This is a genomic window from Vreelandella neptunia (assembly GCF_034479615.1).
Classification (GTDB): Bacteria; Pseudomonadota; Gammaproteobacteria; order Pseudomonadales; family Halomonadaceae; genus Vreelandella; species Vreelandella neptunia.
This window is the reverse complement of the sequence record NZ_CP140255.1, coordinates 2,499,914-2,515,940: the sequence shown is the minus strand read 5'-3', so window position 1 is coordinate 2,515,940 and position 16,027 is coordinate 2,499,914. Positions and strand designations below refer to the sequence as shown.

General features: G+C 53.0%; 20 protein-coding genes. 17 read left to right on the top strand and 3 right to left on the bottom strand.

Annotation, left to right across the window (positions count from 1 at the left end; genetic code table 11):
* The first annotated feature begins 136 nt into the window (after nucleotides 1–136).
* From SR894_RS11765 to cobJ, 3 genes are read left to right on the top strand one after another with little or no spacing between them, the layout of a single operon-like run.
* Nucleotides 137–766, top strand: coding sequence for a precorrin-8X methylmutase (locus SR894_RS11765; protein WP_133732587.1), 630 nt, complete (start codon nucleotides 137–139; stop codon nucleotides 764–766).
* Nucleotides 763–1,488 carry a precorrin-2 C(20)-methyltransferase gene (gene cobI, locus SR894_RS11760; protein ID WP_133732586.1) on the top strand — a complete coding sequence of 242 codons (726 nt, stop codon included), beginning with the start codon at nucleotides 763–765 and terminating at the stop codon, nucleotides 1,486–1,488. Before SR894_RS11765 ends, cobI begins: the two co-directional genes overlap by 4 nt.
* Complete coding sequence (gene cobJ, locus SR894_RS11755) at nucleotides 1,485–2,234, top strand: precorrin-3B C(17)-methyltransferase (RefSeq protein WP_133732585.1); 750 nt, start codon at nucleotides 1,485–1,487, stop codon at nucleotides 2,232–2,234. The genes cobI and cobJ overlap by 4 nt, the downstream gene beginning before the upstream one ends.
* A 312-nt stretch (nucleotides 2,235–2,546) precedes the next feature.
* Here cobJ and SR894_RS11750 read toward each other — a convergent pair whose 3' ends face one another.
* Entirely contained in the window at nucleotides 2,547–3,284 is a 738-nt protein-coding gene (locus tag SR894_RS11750; protein WP_133732584.1) for a cobalt-precorrin-6A reductase, read from the bottom strand.
* Between SR894_RS11750 and cbiE the strand changes: the two genes are divergently transcribed.
* The 9 genes from cbiE (at nucleotide 3,283) to rho (ending at nucleotide 11,586) form a co-directional block, all read left to right on the top strand.
* Nucleotides 3,283–4,506: a precorrin-6y C5,15-methyltransferase (decarboxylating) subunit CbiE gene (gene cbiE / locus SR894_RS11745; RefSeq protein ID WP_133732583.1), complete on the top strand. Its 1,224-nt coding sequence runs from the start codon at nucleotides 3,283–3,285 to the stop codon at nucleotides 4,504–4,506. The genes SR894_RS11750 and cbiE overlap by 2 nt on opposite strands.
* Nucleotides 4,507–4,517: 11 nt before the next feature.
* A complete protein-coding gene (locus SR894_RS11740) occupies nucleotides 4,518–4,880 on the top strand; it encodes a cobalamin biosynthesis protein (RefSeq protein ID WP_246638112.1) in 363 nt (120 codons plus the stop codon).
* Complete coding sequence (cobM, locus tag SR894_RS11735) at nucleotides 4,880–5,683, top strand: precorrin-4 C(11)-methyltransferase (RefSeq protein ID WP_133732581.1); 804 nt, start codon at nucleotides 4,880–4,882, stop codon at nucleotides 5,681–5,683. Before SR894_RS11740 ends, cobM begins: the two co-directional genes overlap by 1 nt.
* Nucleotides 5,680–6,444, top strand: a complete 765-nt coding sequence (cobF, locus tag SR894_RS11730; protein WP_133732580.1) for a precorrin-6A synthase (deacetylating) — start codon at nucleotides 5,680–5,682, stop codon at nucleotides 6,442–6,444. Before cobM ends, cobF begins: the two co-directional genes overlap by 4 nt.
* Nucleotides 6,445–6,515: 71 nt before the next feature.
* Nucleotides 6,516–6,956 carry a YtoQ family protein gene (locus SR894_RS11725; protein ID WP_133732579.1) on the top strand — a complete coding sequence of 147 codons (441 nt, stop codon included), beginning with the start codon at nucleotides 6,516–6,518 and terminating at the stop codon, nucleotides 6,954–6,956.
* 494 nt (nucleotides 6,957–7,450) lie between these two features.
* A complete protein-coding gene (locus tag SR894_RS11720) occupies nucleotides 7,451–8,329 on the top strand; it encodes a phospholipase D-like domain-containing protein (RefSeq protein ID WP_133732578.1) in 879 nt (292 codons plus the stop codon).
* Nucleotides 8,330–8,428: 99 nt separating this feature from the next.
* Nucleotides 8,429–9,415, top strand: a complete 987-nt coding sequence (locus SR894_RS11715) for a PDDEXK family nuclease (protein WP_133732577.1) — start codon at nucleotides 8,429–8,431, stop codon at nucleotides 9,413–9,415.
* A 351-nt stretch (nucleotides 9,416–9,766) separates the two neighbouring features.
* Nucleotides 9,767–10,285 carry a hypothetical protein gene (locus SR894_RS11710; RefSeq protein ID WP_223288154.1) on the top strand — a complete coding sequence of 173 codons (519 nt, stop codon included), beginning with the start codon at nucleotides 9,767–9,769 and terminating at the stop codon, nucleotides 10,283–10,285.
* Between the two features lie 344 nt (nucleotides 10,286–10,629).
* The gene (rho, locus tag SR894_RS11705) at nucleotides 10,630–11,586 is read left to right on the top strand and encodes a transcription termination factor Rho (RefSeq protein WP_133733692.1); all 957 of its coding nucleotides are present in this window, start codon (nucleotides 10,630–10,632) and stop codon (nucleotides 11,584–11,586) included.
* 61 nt (nucleotides 11,587–11,647) lie between these two features.
* Here the strand turns inward: rho and SR894_RS11700 are convergent, their stop codons facing one another.
* The gene (locus SR894_RS11700) at nucleotides 11,648–12,844 is read right to left on the bottom strand and encodes a DEAD/DEAH box helicase (RefSeq protein WP_133733693.1); all 1,197 of its coding nucleotides are present in this window, start codon (nucleotides 12,842–12,844) and stop codon (nucleotides 11,648–11,650) included.
* A gap of 219 nt (nucleotides 12,845–13,063) precedes the next feature.
* Here SR894_RS11700 and SR894_RS11695 point away from each other — a divergent pair, with 219 nt between their 5' ends.
* Nucleotides 13,064–13,201 (top strand): hypothetical protein, encoded by a 138-nt coding sequence (locus SR894_RS11695; protein WP_166650441.1) that lies wholly within the window; start codon nucleotides 13,064–13,066, stop codon nucleotides 13,199–13,201.
* Nucleotides 13,202–13,308: 107 nt separating this feature from the next.
* Nucleotides 13,309–13,716 (top strand): hypothetical protein, encoded by a 408-nt coding sequence (locus SR894_RS11690; RefSeq protein ID WP_133733707.1) that lies wholly within the window; start codon nucleotides 13,309–13,311, stop codon nucleotides 13,714–13,716.
* Nucleotides 13,717–13,739: 23 nt separating this feature from the next.
* Here the strand turns inward: SR894_RS11690 and soxR are convergent, their stop codons facing one another.
* Nucleotides 13,740–14,222, bottom strand: coding sequence for a redox-sensitive transcriptional activator SoxR (soxR, locus tag SR894_RS11685; protein WP_041158577.1), 483 nt, complete (start codon nucleotides 14,220–14,222; stop codon nucleotides 13,740–13,742).
* Nucleotides 14,223–14,326: 104 nt separating this feature from the next.
* Between soxR and SR894_RS11680 the strand changes: the two genes are divergently transcribed.
* The 3 genes from SR894_RS11680 (at nucleotide 14,327) to SR894_RS11670 (ending at nucleotide 15,982) form a co-directional block, all read left to right on the top strand.
* The gene (locus SR894_RS11680) at nucleotides 14,327–14,752 is read left to right on the top strand and encodes a VOC family protein (protein ID WP_133733694.1); all 426 of its coding nucleotides are present in this window, start codon (nucleotides 14,327–14,329) and stop codon (nucleotides 14,750–14,752) included.
* 309 nt (nucleotides 14,753–15,061) lie between these two features.
* Complete coding sequence (locus SR894_RS11675) at nucleotides 15,062–15,487, top strand: N-acetyltransferase (RefSeq protein WP_133733695.1); 426 nt, start codon at nucleotides 15,062–15,064, stop codon at nucleotides 15,485–15,487.
* A gap of 60 nt (nucleotides 15,488–15,547) precedes the next feature.
* A complete protein-coding gene (locus SR894_RS11670; protein WP_133733696.1) occupies nucleotides 15,548–15,982 on the top strand; it encodes a GFA family protein in 435 nt (144 codons plus the stop codon).
* Nucleotides 15,983–16,027 lie beyond the last annotated feature (45 nt).

The window sequence follows — 16,027 nt, the reverse complement described above, 5'->3', positions numbered from 1 at the left end:
GGGTCTTTTTCCACGGATGGAAAAAGTAGCGCCCAAGGATGGGTTCACAGCGCCCTTGCGTAAACCTGCCCTGGCACGGGTGTCTTGCTGACCAGCATGCAGACCAGCAGCGAATTAGTTTATTTGGAGAGTTTGGGTGCCCTATAAGTACGAAACCAGTGGCCCGGCGATTTACCGGGAGTCGTTTGCGATTATTCGCAGTGAAGCCGAGCTTGGCCGCTTTTCAGAGGAAGAAGAGACCGTGGCGGTGCGCATGATTCACGCCGCCGGGCTGGTGGAATTGGCCGCGCATATTCATTTTCAAAACGACGTGGTCAATAAGGCCCGTGCCGCGTTAGAGCAGGGCGCACCGATTCTCTGCGATGCCCGCATGGTCTCAGAAGGCATCACCCGCAAGCGGCTGCCCGCTGACAACGAGATTATCTGCACCCTCAACGATGAGCGCACGCCCGGCCTTGCCCAGGAAATGGCCAACACCCGCTCGGCGGCGGCGCTGGAACTCTGGCGGCCGCACCTGGAAGGCGCCGTGGTCGCTATTGGTAACGCGCCTACCGCGCTGTTTCACCTGCTCAATATGCTCGAAGACCCGGCGTGCCCGCGCCCGGCGGCGATTATCGGCTGCCCGGTAGGTTTTGTCGGCGCCGCCGAATCCAAGGAAGCGCTGTTGGCTAACCCGGCACTGCCCAGCTGTATCGTCCGCGGGCGTTTGGGCGGCAGCGCCGTAACGGTGGCGGCTATCAACGCCATGGCGGATCGCATCGAATGACTCAGGGAACGGTATACGGTGTTGGGCTAGGCCCAGGCAGCCAAGACTTGATGAGCGTGCGCGCCGACCGTCTGATACGCAGGGCGACCCACGTGGCGTATTTCCGTAAAAAGGGTCGCTGCGGCCATGCGCGCACCATCGTGGAGGGCATGATCCCGCCCGGCGCAATCGAGCTGCCCATGGAATACCCGGTCACCACGGAAATTCCCTTCGACGACCCGCGCTACAATGAGCTACTGGCGGCTTTCTACGAACGCAGCGTGGCCCAGCTCATCGAGATGGCGGAAGCCGGGTGCGATGTGGTGGTGCTGTGTGAAGGCGACCCGTTCTTCTACGGCTCCTTTATGCACCTCTACACTCGACTGTTGAACCGCGTGCCCGTCTCGGTAGTGCCGGGGATTACCGGCATGTCGGCGGCGTGGACGGCCACCGACCAGCCGATTACCTGGGGCGATGACATCCTGACCGTGCTGATGGCCACGCTCCCCGAAGAGGCGTTGGCCGAGCGCATCGCCCAGACCGATGCGCTGGTGGTGATGAAGATTGGCCGCAACCTGGCCAAGCTTCGTCGGGCCCTGGTTCACGCCGGCCGAGAAGGCGAAGCGTGGCTGATCGAGTACGCCGCCATGTCGCAACAACGCGTATTGCCACTGGCGGACGTGGGCGAGAGCGTGCCGTACTTCTCGATTGTGCTGATCCATGGCCATGGGAGGCGGCCATGAGCGGCTGGCTGAAAATCGTCGGCCTGGGGCCGGGTTCAGAGGCCATGGTCACCCCCGAGGTAACCGCTGCGCTATTGGATGCCACCGACGTGGTGGGCTATGTGCCCTACGTCAACCGGGTCGCGCCTCGTGCTGGATTAGTCCGCCACGGCTCGGATAACCGCGAAGAGATTCGCAGGGCAGAGCAGGCGCTACAGCTGGCGCTTGAGGGCCATCGGGTCGTGGTGGTGTCTTCCGGCGACCCCGGCGTCTTTGCCATGGCCGCCGCGGTGTTCGAAGCCTTGGAGGCAGGCGATGCCCAGTGGCGCGCGCTGGATATTCAGGTGCTGCCGGGTATTTCCGCCATGCTGGCCGCCAGCGCAAGCGTCGGCGCGCCGCTGGGGCACGACTTCTGCTGCATTAATCTATCCGACAATCTCAAGCCCTGGGCGCTGATTGAAAAGCGCCTGCGCCTGGCCGCCGAGGCCGACTTCGCCATGGCGTTCTATAATCCGCGCTCCAAGGCGCGCCCGGCGGGTTTCGAGCGCACGTTGGACGTACTGCAGGAAGCCTGCGGGCCGGATCGATTGATTATCTTCGCCCGGGCGGTGTCCACGCCGGAAGAGTCAGTTCGCGTCACCACCCTAGGCGAGGCAACGCCGGACATGGCCGATATGCGCACTTTGGTTATCGTCGGTTCCCAGCAGACGCGATTGATCGAGCGCAGTGGATCTCCGCTGGTTTATACACCGCGCTCGGCTGATTAAGCGTCGTGATGATTAGGTTATTCGTCATCTAATGTGGATTTAATATTAATCGACCATTTTGAGTCTCATAATTCTGATTGTAACCACTAAGCCAACTATTTGTTGTGGGAGGGAGCTTTAGCTCGCGATTGCTTATGCTTCCAATCCGATAATACCAGGGTGCCGTCGGCCCCCTTCGCGCGCTGAAGCGCCCTCCCACGGGTGCAGTTATCAGCTTGGCAGCCTAAACAGGCGCGAGCTAAAGTTACCTCGCACTGGTCAATTATCAGACTGGCAGAAATAATCCCATATAAAATGACGAAGAGCCGATGATTAATAGTGGTCGCCAAGCCAGCTAAACACGTCATCGATGCAATGAACTTCGTGGCGGGGTGGCAGTGCTGGCCGTTCGATCATCACCACGGGCAGGCCGAGCCTACGGGCAGCGGTTAGTTTTGAGGCGGCTCCATCGCCGCCAGAGTTTTTACACACAATGCGCTGGATTCGCTGGTTTTCCAGCAGGGCTAAGTCGCCCTCCAAGGTAAACGGGCCTCGATCAATCACGGTGCTGACATCCGCCAGTGGCAACGGGCTTGTAGGCCGGTCAACCAAACGCAGCACGTAATGGTGCTGGGGCTGGCCGGCAAAGGCCGCAAGGTGCATGCGGCCAATAGCAAGCAGCACCCGCTGGGGCGGGCCCGCCAGGGCACTGACGGCTTCATCGATACTTGCCACGCTTTGCCACTGGTCACCGTCAACGGGTCGCCAGGCAGGCCGGGTAAGGGCAATGGCTTTTACGCCGCACTGGGCCGCGGCGGCTAACACGTTCGCGCTCATCTGCGCGGCAAAGGGATGGGTGGCATCGACGATATGGGTGATGCGCTCCTGGGCCACAAACGCGGTAAGGCCACTCACGCCGCCAAAGCCGCCAATACGGGTCGGCAGCGGCTGGGGTTTAGGCGTGGCAACACGGCCCGCATAGCTGAAAATGGCGGGAAGCCCGCGCTTGGCAACCGCACTGGCCAGGGCGCTGGCCTCCGTGGTTCCCCCGAGAATTAGGATCTTGATCATGGTTGAAATTTCTCACGCTCCAGTGGGTCAGGCTCCCTGGCTGACCCTTTTAGGCTGGGGGGAGGGTGGCACACAGGCGCTAACGGCGGCAAGCCGCGCCGCACTGGAAAGTGCCGAGGTGGTGTTCGGCGCACGCCGCCACCTACGCCTTTTGCCGCCCCTAAACGCCGAGGTGATTGAGTGGCCAGTTCCCTTTGCCGATGGCATTCCCGAACTGCTCAATCAGCGCGGCCGCCGGGTGGTCATGTTGGTCTCAAACGACCCGTTCTGGTTTGGGGCGGGCAGCACCCTGGCGCAGCATCTCAGCGCTGACGAGTGGCAGGCGCTGTCAGCGCCTTCTACCTTCAGCCTTGCGGCTTCCCGCCTGGGCTGGCCGCTGGAGCGCTGCACCTGCCTGGGCCTGCACGCCAAGCCGCTGACGCGCATTCGACCTTACCTGCATGCCGGTAGGCGTTTGCTGGTGCTGGTAAGAGACGGCGAGGCGGTGGCCGAGTTAGCGGCGTTGATGAACAGCTTCGGCTTTGGCGATTCCCAGCTAACGCTACTGGAAGCCCTGGGCGGCGATAACGAGCGCATTCGCCATTGTCGTGTCGACGCCAGCTTGCCCCAGGCCATCGCCCACCCGGTAGCGGTAGCGCTGGAAGTCGCCGGTAACGGCCCGGCCTTACCGCTGACGCCCGGCCTGCCGGATCATTTTTTTGACCACGACGGCCAGATCACCAAACAGACCATTCGCGCCATAACCCTGGCGGCGCTGGCCCCCATGCCCGGCGAGCGGCTATGGGATATCGGCACCGGTTCAGGCTCTATCGCTATTGAGTGGCTGCTCGCTCACCCGGATAATCAGGCGGTAGGCTTTGAGCAAAACGCGGAACGGGCAGCCCGAGCGCGCAGCAATGCAGAGAACCTGGGCGTTGATTGGCTGGAAGTAAAAGAGGGCAGCGCGCCGGATGTGCTGAACGATACACCGCTGCCGGATGCGGTATTTATTGGCGGCGGGTTATCCCAAGCGCTGTTAGATGACTTATGGCAGCGCCTGCCCGAAGGCGTGCGCATCGTCGCCAATGCCGTCACGCTGGAATCCGAAGCGCTGCTGGCGCACTGGCAGCACAAGGTAGGCGGTGAACTGCTACGGCTGGAGCTTTCCAATTCCGCCCCCATCGGCACCCGGCGAGGCTGGAAGGCCAGCTACCCGATTGTTCAGTGGCGGGGCGTTCGGTGAAGCAATTGGCGTTGAGAATAGCGGGATTTGGCTTTCGTCGCGAGGCCACTCTTGAATCCCTCGCCCAGGCGCTGGATCAGCTTGCCGAGCAATACGAGGCTATCGATAAGCTAGCGGTGGCTCATTCAATGCTGCCGTTAGTCGAAGAGTTTGGGCGGCTGCGAGGCATCGAGGTTATCTCCGTAGCGGACGCTGAGCTACCGACGGTGACAACGCTTACCCATTCCGCGCAAAGCTTGCAGGCGCGGGGTACGGGCAGCGTTGCCGAGGCCGTGGCGCTATTAGCGGCAGGGCACAATGCTAGGTTATTGGGGCCAAGAATCATCTCAGCGGATCGACAGGCAACCGCCGCGCTGGCAGAAGGAAATAGATAATGACCGTATACTTCATTGGCGCCGGCCCCGGTGCACCGGATCTGCTTACCCTGCGCGGGCGCGACTTAATCGCCGCCTGCCCGGTGTGCCTGTACGCGGGTTCATTAGTGCCAGAGCAAATCCTCGAGCACTGCCCGGCAGGAGCGCGGGTGATCAACACCGCACCGCTATCGCTGGATGACATCATGCAGGAGATCCGCCGCGCCCACGCCGAAGGCCAGGATGTCGCCCGGCTGCATTCGGGGGATCTATCCGTGTGGTCGGCCATGGGCGAGCAGTTGCGCCGCCTGCGCGAGCTGGATATCCCCTACAGCATTACCCCCGGCGTGCCAGCCTTTGCGGCAGCCTCGGCAACCTTGGGTCAGGAGCTAACGCTGCCCGGTGTCGCCCAGTCAGTAGTGCTCACCCGCACGCCCGGTCGGGCCAGCGCCATGCCCAGCGACGAGACGCTAGCCAATTTCGCCCGCACCGGCGCCACGCTGGCCATCCATCTCTCTATCCATAACCTTGCCCAGGTGGTCGAGAGCCTGACGCCTTATTACGGTGAGCAGTGCCCGGTGGCGATCGTGTGGCGGGCAAGTTGGCCCGATGAGCGGGTGGTACGCGGGCGGCTAGCCAGCATAGAAGCGTTGATCGATAACACCATGCAGCGCACGGCGCTAATTCTGGTGGGGCCGGTGCTGGAGAGCGACGACTTCCAGGAGAGCAGCCTCTATGCCGTAGGCTACGACCGCCGCTTTCGCCCCCAGTCGGCGGATTCGCCTTTTGCCACGGCAAGCCAAGACCAAGAGAGCGAATCATGATCACGCTGTCGCTCATAGGCATCGGCACCGGCAATCTTGACCACGTCACCCTGGCCGCCCTGCGCGCCCTCAATAACGCCGACCTGATCCTGCTGCCCCGCAAAGGCGAGGCCAAGTCGGATCTTATCGATCTACGCCGCTTGCTATGCGAACGGCTGCTGGAAGCGCCGGTGACCACCAAGATCGTCGAGTTCGACCTCCCCAGCCGTGATGGCCGTCATGACTACCTGGGCGCGGTAGACGACTGGCACGCTGCCATCGCCAACGTCTGGGCGCAGCAAATCGATGAACATCTTCCCAACGGCGGGCGGGTAGGGATGCTGGTGTGGGGCGACCCCTCGCTTTACGACAGCAGCCTGCGCATTACCCAGCGCCTAAGCGCGGCGGGTAAGCAGGTTGAAGTAGAGGTGGTGCCCGGCATCACCAGCCTGCAAGTGCTCACTGCTGAACATAAAATCCCCCTCAACGCCCTCGCCGAGCCGGTGCAAATCACCACCGGCCGTCGCCTCCGCGAGCGCGGCTGGCCAAACGATGCCGCCACGGTAGCCGTAATGCTGGATAGCGGCGGGGCCTTTACCGCGCTGCCGCAAGATGACATCTACATCTGGTGGGGCGCCTACCTGGGCATGGATAAACAGTGCCTGATCAAAGGCTGGCTAAGCGACGTCGGCGATCAGATTATCCAGCGTCGGGCAGCGCTACGCGACACCCACGGCTGGATAATGGATATTTATCTGCTGGCCAAACAGCCCCTGCTATAGTGCCGGTATTAATATGGAATGATTTTCCATAAAATGGCGCTACTGACCAACTAGTATATTGAGGAATAGCCATGAGCTTTTACGTTTACCTATCCGGCGAGATCCACACCGATTGGCGCGAAGAAATCCAGCGCGGCGCCGAGGCAGCGGGCCTGGATATCGTGTTTACCGCACCAGTCACCGACCACGCCGCCTCTGACGCTGCCGGCGACCACCTGGGCAAGCCGGAAAATGGCTTCTGGCGTGACCACCAGTCATCCAAGGTCAACGCCATCCGCACCCGCACAATGATCGAGCAGGCGGATCTGGTCGTTGTACGCTTCGGCGACCAATACAAGCAGTGGAACGCCGCCTTCGACGCAGGCTACTGCGCTGCGCTGGCCAAGCCCTACATCACCCTGCACAGCGGAGACATCGTCCACCCGCTGAAAGAGGTCGACGCCGGTGCGCAAGCTTGGTGTACCACTACCGATCAAGTTGTCGAAACCCTACGCTACGTCCTGAAAGCGTAAAGCCAAGGCGCCTCCCACAAACCCAACCACAGCATTAGTGGTGTTGATCCGGTGTTGTGGGAGGGCGCTTCAGCGCGCGATGCCCCCACATAAACAATCCAGCCCAATCGAGTGCCAGGCCACTATTGCGAGTGTGCTCAGCTCACCACACACTGCAACCCTATTAAAATCAAACGATTGCACACTTGTAGCGCGGCGTAACGCTTGGCGAGGAACGAGCCAAAAGGCACCCGCGAAGGCAGCGCTAGCTGCCCAAAGCCTGCTCCAGCTCAATTTTTCTGCAAAGTCTCGTGACCTAAGCCAATTTTATGAATAGAGTATGATCGAACAGAGCACAACGAGCGGGCACGCGAATTTTGGATATATTGCCAAGTAGCCAAGCTAATTTTATATAAATCAATTAGATATGGTTTTTTTGTGCGCCAGAAAGCGTCCACAAACGCGCACGCGCGTTTATCAGTGTTACATAATCACTGTTATACGAAAGGGGCACTGTGAGCGTCACGGTATACATGGATGATCTGCAATCTCAGATCCAACTGCATCTGAATCGCGCCAGCCGGGAAGTGCGGATAGCCGTAGCCTGGATATCATTCGACCAGTACGAGTCGATTTTTCGTAACTTGGTCTCAAAAGGGGTCAAAGTAAAGATTCTTTGCTCTGATACCCATCAAAATCGCTCGCAGAGTGCGACGACCAACGCGCTAAGGCATTGCGGTGTTGATATCCGGCTTTGTACGATGCCACGCACCTCAAACTTCATGCATCACAAGTTTTGCATCATTGATCAATCGATAGTGCTGAATGGATCGTTCAACTGGTCAAAGAACGCCTCTCGAAGCTTCGAGAATCTCCTGGTAATTAAAGATGAACCACAAGTAGTTACCCAATTCTTGTCAGAATTCAACAAAGTATCAGCGTTGGATCAGGCTGCAATCCGCTCGTTACAAGCCATACAACGGTGCCGGCATCCCAAATGCAGTGGTAAGTTAGTCAATATTTTGGTCTTTTCATCCATGCCGCAACCAATGACATATGAACTGTGGGGAGATGTGGTGCAGTTCTGTACCGTCTGTGGTAGTGACGACTTTGAAGTCGTTAATTCGGCTGTCCAAGATACGATGCTGCATGGGCTGTTCGAAGGTTATCAACTCGATGACGAGATTGACAACAACCAGGTTGATCGGGATATAGACAGTCAGCTTACCGGCTACGCTATCCGTGGCACCCTTATTCACGGCATTGGCTTTGTCGTGCGCGGATTGATATGGCGCCATGAAGATGATATCTGCACAAGAATTATTTGGAAGAATAAGTTCGTGACAGATCAGATCGACGACAGGTATGAAACTGACTTCGATGTCTTGTATTGAGGTTTCGTATAACAAGTTTCTGCACGCGGAAAAGTACTCGCTGCGCTCCTAATTTACCGGTGAGCAAAACGTTATATTTCTTGTGCATAGGGAGCCAGCTTGAAAGATAAACCGTCAGATTTAGAGAGACTTATTCATGAATCTCTTGAGCAGCTAGGCTGGTCAGTTGATGCTAAAAGCATCGCTGAAAGAGTACATAGACTTAATATAGGTCTTCCATTAGAAGACGAGTTTTCGATTATCTGCGGCTGGCTCGGCCAATGTGATTTAGTCCATAAATTAGATCAGCAGCAGTATCCAACTACTTCTAAGGATGCTTTTCAGGTTCCGGATTTACTAGCAAACTTTAACGTGCGTGGCGCAGGTAATACTTCTGTTTTAATTGAAGTTAAGTCTTGTGAGAAAAATGTTATGTCTCTCAGGCCTGACTACGTATCTAAATTAAGGGCTTATGGTCAATTGTTAGGGCTTCCCGTTCTAATTGCTTGGCGAAAGTATGGGGTCTGGAGTCTGGTAGATTTAGACGTTTTTTCAAAAGCCAATAAAAACTTTAATCTCAACTTCAATGACGCAATGCGAAATAGTTTAATGAGTAAATTTCTTGGCGACTTCTCATACACTCCGAAAGTTAATTCTGGTGTTCATATTAGTTTCAAAAAAGAAAAGCTCATTGAAACTATCGAAACAGATAAAGGGCTTCAAGAAAACTGGCACATGGTCATAGATGACGTGTATTTCACTAACGGGGAGAGGGAGCAGTTAAGAGATCTGTCGCCGATTGCTCAGCAGCTATTCCATTCTTGGGACCTTACCACAACAGAATCCCACTCTGATTCGCACGTGGTGATGCATAATACAATTGATGAAGAGTCGGGAATGTTTGCGCATATGGCTTTAACTAGGTTGCTTTCTTTTCACGGTCGAGAAGACGAGGTTCATTGGAGACGCCATTTGCAACATGATTCTGCAATCTCAAGTATATTAGATTTCAGGAGTGGGATTGAGGAGAACCTAAAAGCAGGCATTATCAAATACATTTTTGACATTGAGCCATCGAATGTCCCAGATTTTCTCAATGAAATATAAAAAACGCATTTTTCGGACTGGTTATCCGCGGCGCTCCAAACCAGCCGCAAATTCGGGCGTTAGCATAATAAGGAGTATGTCATAGAAATCTCGATACCCAACTTACCTGAGTTCTCAAAGTTTTCTCCGGCATTGGTAAAAACTCTGGACAAAATACGGTATGAAATTGATGAGAGTGACGACGAAGGTGAGTTGTTCGAGTTTTACTGGTTCGCAAGAGAGTACCCTCGTTTCTATAGGTATCACATTGATCATGCTGAGTTTAGACTTAAGAGCATTTATGAAAAGTATTTCATTATTCGGGACGAGATTTCAAAAAGCGCTGGAGTAAAGGGATATCCCAGCTTAGGTATGAGTATTTCAAATCCAATAACGCACCAAATTTATTGGGATTTTGAAGCATACCTCATGGCCCTTAGCTCAGCTCTTGATTTAATGGCTCGAGTGGTTGGCATATCGTTCCCTGATCAAACTCCAGTGTCATTCAACAAGCTTTGTGCAAAGAAGCAGCTCCAAGGCCCAGTTGATACGCTACGAAAAGCAAAAGAACGATGGGTAAATCGATTAAAGGATTATAGAGATTGTTTTGTTCATTACACACCAGCTGATAATCGTGTATTTGCAGATGTTATACCTCATGGAAGTGAGTCTATTTTAAGATGCAAGCTACCCACCAATCCAAATATAAGAACGGTTGAAGGATTTAAGTATTCAAAAAAAGTTGAGGTGCTAACATATGGCGCGACTTTGTATCGTCAATTTTCAGCTCTCGATAAGGCTGTAGCAAAAGACATCATGAAACTATATAAAAAAAATGAGTTTCCAAAGAGAACAAAGAGCCTATTTTTTATCGGGCAGAGAACAAGATAAATGCTAAAAAGGCGCTGCTGTCGGACAACTTTTCCGGCTACGCCTCCAAAGTTCCCGAAGAGCGCGGCTTTGAGGCTTTAGAATAACAACGCTGACGCCTAAGCTTTGGTAAGGTCGAGAAAGCAGACGAGAAGCGGCCAGCATGCCGAGCTTCAAGCTCTACAATCACGATCAAAACGTCATGGTGGTGACTAACCACTAAGAACAGCTTCAATCCAATATCTTGGAGCACAAGCTAGACTTATCGGTTTCTATCCTAAGTGTCCCAATGACGCCACTGGTCGGATGGCATATGATGCAGCTATTTTATAAATTAAGGTTATTCAAGGTGGTACATCGATATTATGGCGAGAAAAACACTAAGTTTGAAGGCGAAAAAACAGATAGATGCCAAGCCCGCCGACGAGGTTGAAGATCAATTCCCTAATGATCCCGAAAAACGTTTTTTAAATGGCGTCGCTATTCATCCTTCCCCACGCATTTATTTAGAGCCTGGCTCTCAAGAGCGTACTGTGCGAGCGATGGATTTGATTACGCCCATTGGGATGGGGCAACGAGGGTTGATTGTTGCGCCGCCAGGCTCTGGTAAAACGACGATGTTAAAACACATCTGTCAGGCCGTGGCTGAGGCTCATCCTGATATAAAGCTATACGCCTTGCTGATTGATGAACGCCCTGAAGAAGTGACCGATTTTAAGCGCAGCGTGTCGGCAGAAGTACATGCCTCGTCTTCAGACGAAAGCTACACACATCATGTAAATATGGCCGATAAGCTTCTTGAGACGGCGCGTAAGCAAGCAGGCGAAGGTCATAATGTGATGATTGTGATCGATTCTCTTACCAGACTCTCGCGCGTTCATAATGCCGAGCAGCGTGGCAATGGTCGCACTATGTCGGGTGGGCTGGATTCCCGAGCGATGGAAATACCTCGAAAACTGTTTGGCGCTGCGAGAAAGATCGAAAACGGCGGTTCCCTCACCATTCTGGCCACGGTGCTGGTGGATACCGGAAGCCGTATGGATCAGGTGATTTTCGAGGAGTTCAAGGGCACGGGCAATATGGAGCTGGTGTTATCTCGGGAAGTGGCCAATCAACGGATTTTCCCGGCGATAGATATTGCCAAAAGCAGTACCCGGAGAGAAGAGCTTTTGATTGATGCAAAGGATATTGAGAAAGTTAGGACATTGCGAAGAGCGCTGACAACGCTTAAACCAGTAGAAAGTGCCCAGAAGTTGCTTGAGTTATTGGATAAATATCCCACGAATGCCGAGCTGTTAGATGCGTTTTTACCAGCCTCGTGAAATGTCTATAATAAATAAGCTCACCTTTTATTTTTTCAGAGGTGAGCTTCTTTGGTAAGTATTAACGATTACTTTGTTTATTGTAGTTTAAGTTTGACTCGGGTACTGCTTTACGAACCGGAAAGCCTGCAATCTCTTTGCGCTCAATAATGCTTTTTAACCGTCTTTCAATGGCACAAAGATTTTTAAAGTCACTCATGTCGACTAAAGAGATGGCTTCGCCTGAGGCTCCAGCGCGGCCGGTTCGGCCAATGCGGTGGATGTACTCTTCTGGCTTAAAGGGTAAATCATAATTCACCACACGGCTCAGTTCGCCAATATCCAAACCTCGCGCGGCAACCCCCGTGGCGACCAAGTACTTTAATTCGCCGGTTTTGAACTGAGCCAAAATCTTTTCGCGCATCGCTTGGCTTCTATCGCCATGAATGGAATCCGCTGTGATGCCGCGTTTTTCCAGTTGAGCAACAAGCTTGGCTGCATTGTGTTTTTTCTCGGTAAAAATAAGCGCTTGATCCCACTTTTGTTCGTTGATCAAGTGGCTCAACAAGGCGGACTTAGTGTCTTTGTCGACGGTGATGAGCCATTGTTTGACATTAGCGGCGGCGCGGACGTTGGGAGAAATGGATATTTCAGCCGCCAGATCGGTCATCTGACGATCCGAAAAATCGTAGGCGAGGGCGCGAACTTCGTCTGTGATGGTGGCCGAAAACAGTAGGTTCTGACGGTCTTCAGGCAGGCGATCTATGATTTTATGGATATCGTCGGCAAACCCCATGTCGACCATTCTGTCCGCTTCGTCCAGTACCATGACTTTAAGTTCGTCAAAATGCAGCGCACGCTGATGCGCCAAATCAAGCAATCTGCCCGGCGTGGCGACTAGAATATCCACTCCTTTGATTAGGCGCTCTTTTTGCGCTTCGGTATCCACACCGCCATACATCGCCATCGAGGTTAGGTGCGTGTGCTTGGCGTATTGAGCCACACTGGCTTCGACCTGAACCGCTAACTCACGAGTCGGTACGAGAATTAGCGCCCGTACGCGCTTGCCGCGTAACGTTCCCGCGTTGCTGAATCGTTCTAGCAGAGGCAGAACAAAGGCAGCGGTTTTGCCCGTGCCTGTTTGGGCGGTGGCGATTAAGTCCTTACCCGAAAGAATGGCAGGAATCGCTTGTTCCTGGATGGGCGTTGGCGTGTTGTAACCTAGTTCGGTAATCGCTTGAACAAGAGGACTGGATAATCCTAGTTTTGAAAAGGGCATAAGGCGCTCTGACAGATGGTCGTAAGGTGCGTCGAAAAGAAAAGATGACGCATTATAGCGTAAAAGCAGCCGTTCGTTGCTCGAGTAGTGCGATTCGTTTCATAGTGCTGAATTGCGACTTTTGTGATGAAATTAAAGTCATTCATTAAATGAATGGTAAGTGATGCTTTATAGTACGCTAATATTGGTCAGAATTAGCTTTAAAATTGGAGAGATAACATGGGCGATATAGGATTCATTTTTGGAATTATGGGAATGTCGATGGGCATCTTGGGGTGTGTTTTTGGCATCATTTCATTTTTTAAAGTTGTTAAGCTAGAGAAGAAATTGGCGAAAGTGGAGTCTCAGGGTAATTGAAGTTAGATCGTGAGTGAGCGAAATAAAAATGCAATTTAATTCAATTATTTAGGTCGTTGCACGCTTGTTCCTCGCACCATTTATAGCAAACGTTAATCAATATGCAAATGAACCCCGTCATTCAAGAAGAAATATCCGGCTGTGGCATCGCAGCATGCGCTGCTCTTGCGGGCATTACCTATGCGCAGGCGAAAGAGACAGCCAATGCCTTGGGTATCTATGCCGAAGACACAGCGCTTTGGTCAGACACCGAGTACGTCCGTAAGCTCTTGCGTGCTTTGGGAATCACCGCTGCACCCACGGAGACGCCGTTCGATACCTGGGAACGCCTCCCTGACAAGGCGCTGTTGGCGATCAAATGGCGCATGGAGCAGGGCAGGCCTTTCTGGCATTGGGTGGTGTTTGTTAGGAGTGAGCGGGAAGCCGTGGTGCTGGATTCCAAAAAAGCCCTGAAAACAAACACCCGTCGCGACTTTGGTCGCATCAAACCCAAGTGGTTCATTCGTGTAGATTAATGCTTGAGGGCTGCTAATAAGCGCTATGAGCTAGCGCTGGGCTCTTGCTGAGCTCTCGCTTTCTGTTCTGCCTGATCCAACAGGACTGGGCCGCTACCTGATTCCGCCAGCTTGTCGTCCGGGTTGTAGAGCGGGCAACTGGTCATGCTTAGACAGCCGCAGCCGATACAGCCTGCCAGGTTATTACGCAGCTTTTGCAGATAAGCAATCCGGCCATCGAGCATCTGCTGCCAGTTTTTTGAAAGCTGCTGCCAGTCTTCAACCGTCGGTGTGCGGTTATTGGGCAGTGATTCGAAAGCTCGCTTGATCTCATCCAGACTGACGCCGACTTTCTGCGCGGCTTTAATCACCGAAATCCGCCTAAGTACTTCCGGTTTGTAACGGCGCTGGTTGCCCGCATTGCGCCAGCTTTGGATCAGGCCTTGCTGTTCGTAAAAGTGCAAGGTACTGACTTTAATGCCGCAGCGCTTTGCCACCTTGCCCACACTCCAAATTGCCTCTGCCATCACGCACTCCTGAATCTTTTTTGCCATTTTTTCCCAAAAAACACTTTACCTCAAGTGAAGTTGAGGTTTTATCCTGCCATTTCACTTAACGCAAGGAGACTCTTATGTACTTGGAACACGTTAATCTGGTCGTTGATGATATGGATGCCATGTTGGATTTTTACCGCGCGGTATTCCCGCATTGGCGGGTACGCGATGAAGGCCATGGCGAGTGGTATGGCAAACCGCGTAAATGGGTGCACTTTGGTGACGACGAACATTACCTGGCGCTAAGCGATCATGGCGAAGGGGCAAACCGCGATCTGAAAGGTCACAGTGTTGGGCTGGCCCATTTTGCCTATGTGACCGATAACCTGGATGCCGTTGTGGCCAGATTGAATAACGCGGGTTATGCCATTGCGAAACCAGGAGCTTTGGAGCCGTTTCGCAAAAATGTCTATTTTGTCGATCCGGCCGGTTTTGAAGTGGAGTTTGTCGAATACCTGAGCGATATCCCGGCCGAGCGGAATTTAAATCAAGATGCCGCTTAATAAGCAGTTCAGCACCTTCCAGGGTGCTGAACCGTTATAGATTTAGCTTTGATGCACCATAAAATATCTTTAGAATAACCTGTTAAAATTCCTGGATCTTGCAGTGGGACTTGGAAGCAAAAAGGCTTTCAGGAAGTGATGAGAGCTAATTACTCCCATGGAAGGAACGGATTGCCCCTAAGGAAGACAAAGCATTCCGGCCTAAATTTATGAAGCTGCCTAGCGCTGGTTCAGATGCAATCTTATCCAGGGCTAGGCAGCTTTCCAATACTGCCTTTGGCGCCATTGACCATCATTAGGAACGTTTAGATGATTCGTAAATACCGTGAGGCGGATATTGAACAAATTTTGGATATCTGGCTCTCAGCATCGATTGAAGCCCACTCCTTTGTTGGTTCAGAATTTTGGCGGTCAAAAGTTAGCGAAATGCGGGATATATACATTCCTGCATCAGAGACCTTCGTATTTGAAGCTGATGGGCAGATAGCCGGGTTTTACTGCCTCTATGGAAACACGTTGGCAGCAGTTTTTGTGCTACCAAGCCTGCAGGGAAATGGTATAGGGTCAGCGTTGATTGAAGATGCTAAGAGCAGAAGGGTGTGTTTACAACTTAGTGTCTATAGGCAGAATGCTTCCAGTATCAATTTTTATAAAAAACATGGCTTTATTGCATTAAGTGAGCAGATTGACGAACAAACTGGCCATCCTGAGTTCATCATGGAGCATTACTGTTAACAGCGTGTAGCGATTAGCAGCGGTTTGTGATCGATGGTGTAAAGCATTAAGGAATATTCGATGCACGGTGAATGTCTGTGTGGCGAGATTAAGTTCGAAATTGAAGGGGAACTGCCGAACTTCTATCAGTGTCACTGCTCATTGTGTCGCAAAGCGACAGGATCTGCGTCAAATACGGCCACTTTTGTAAAAGCAAATAGCTTCCGCTGGCTTTCTGGTCAGTCCAAAATCAGCTCTTTTCAGAAGCCAACCGGCTATCGTAATGATTTTTGTTCGGTCTGCGGTAGTCTGGTACCCAACCAGCTGAGAGACACGGGGTTGGTATGGGTTCCCGCTGGTTTGCTGAATAATGTGACTGCGTCGCAAATATCTATCCATCTTCATCTTTCTTCATCCGCGTCTTGGGCGTCAGAATCAGATGGCTGTGTTCGTTTGGATGTTGGCCCTGATAGTTTGGAATCGCTTAACCTGGCATTGCAGAAGCCAAGTCGTTGAATAAAGGTCGAATTTTTGCCATTGATAGCTGAAATGTCTTCCAAT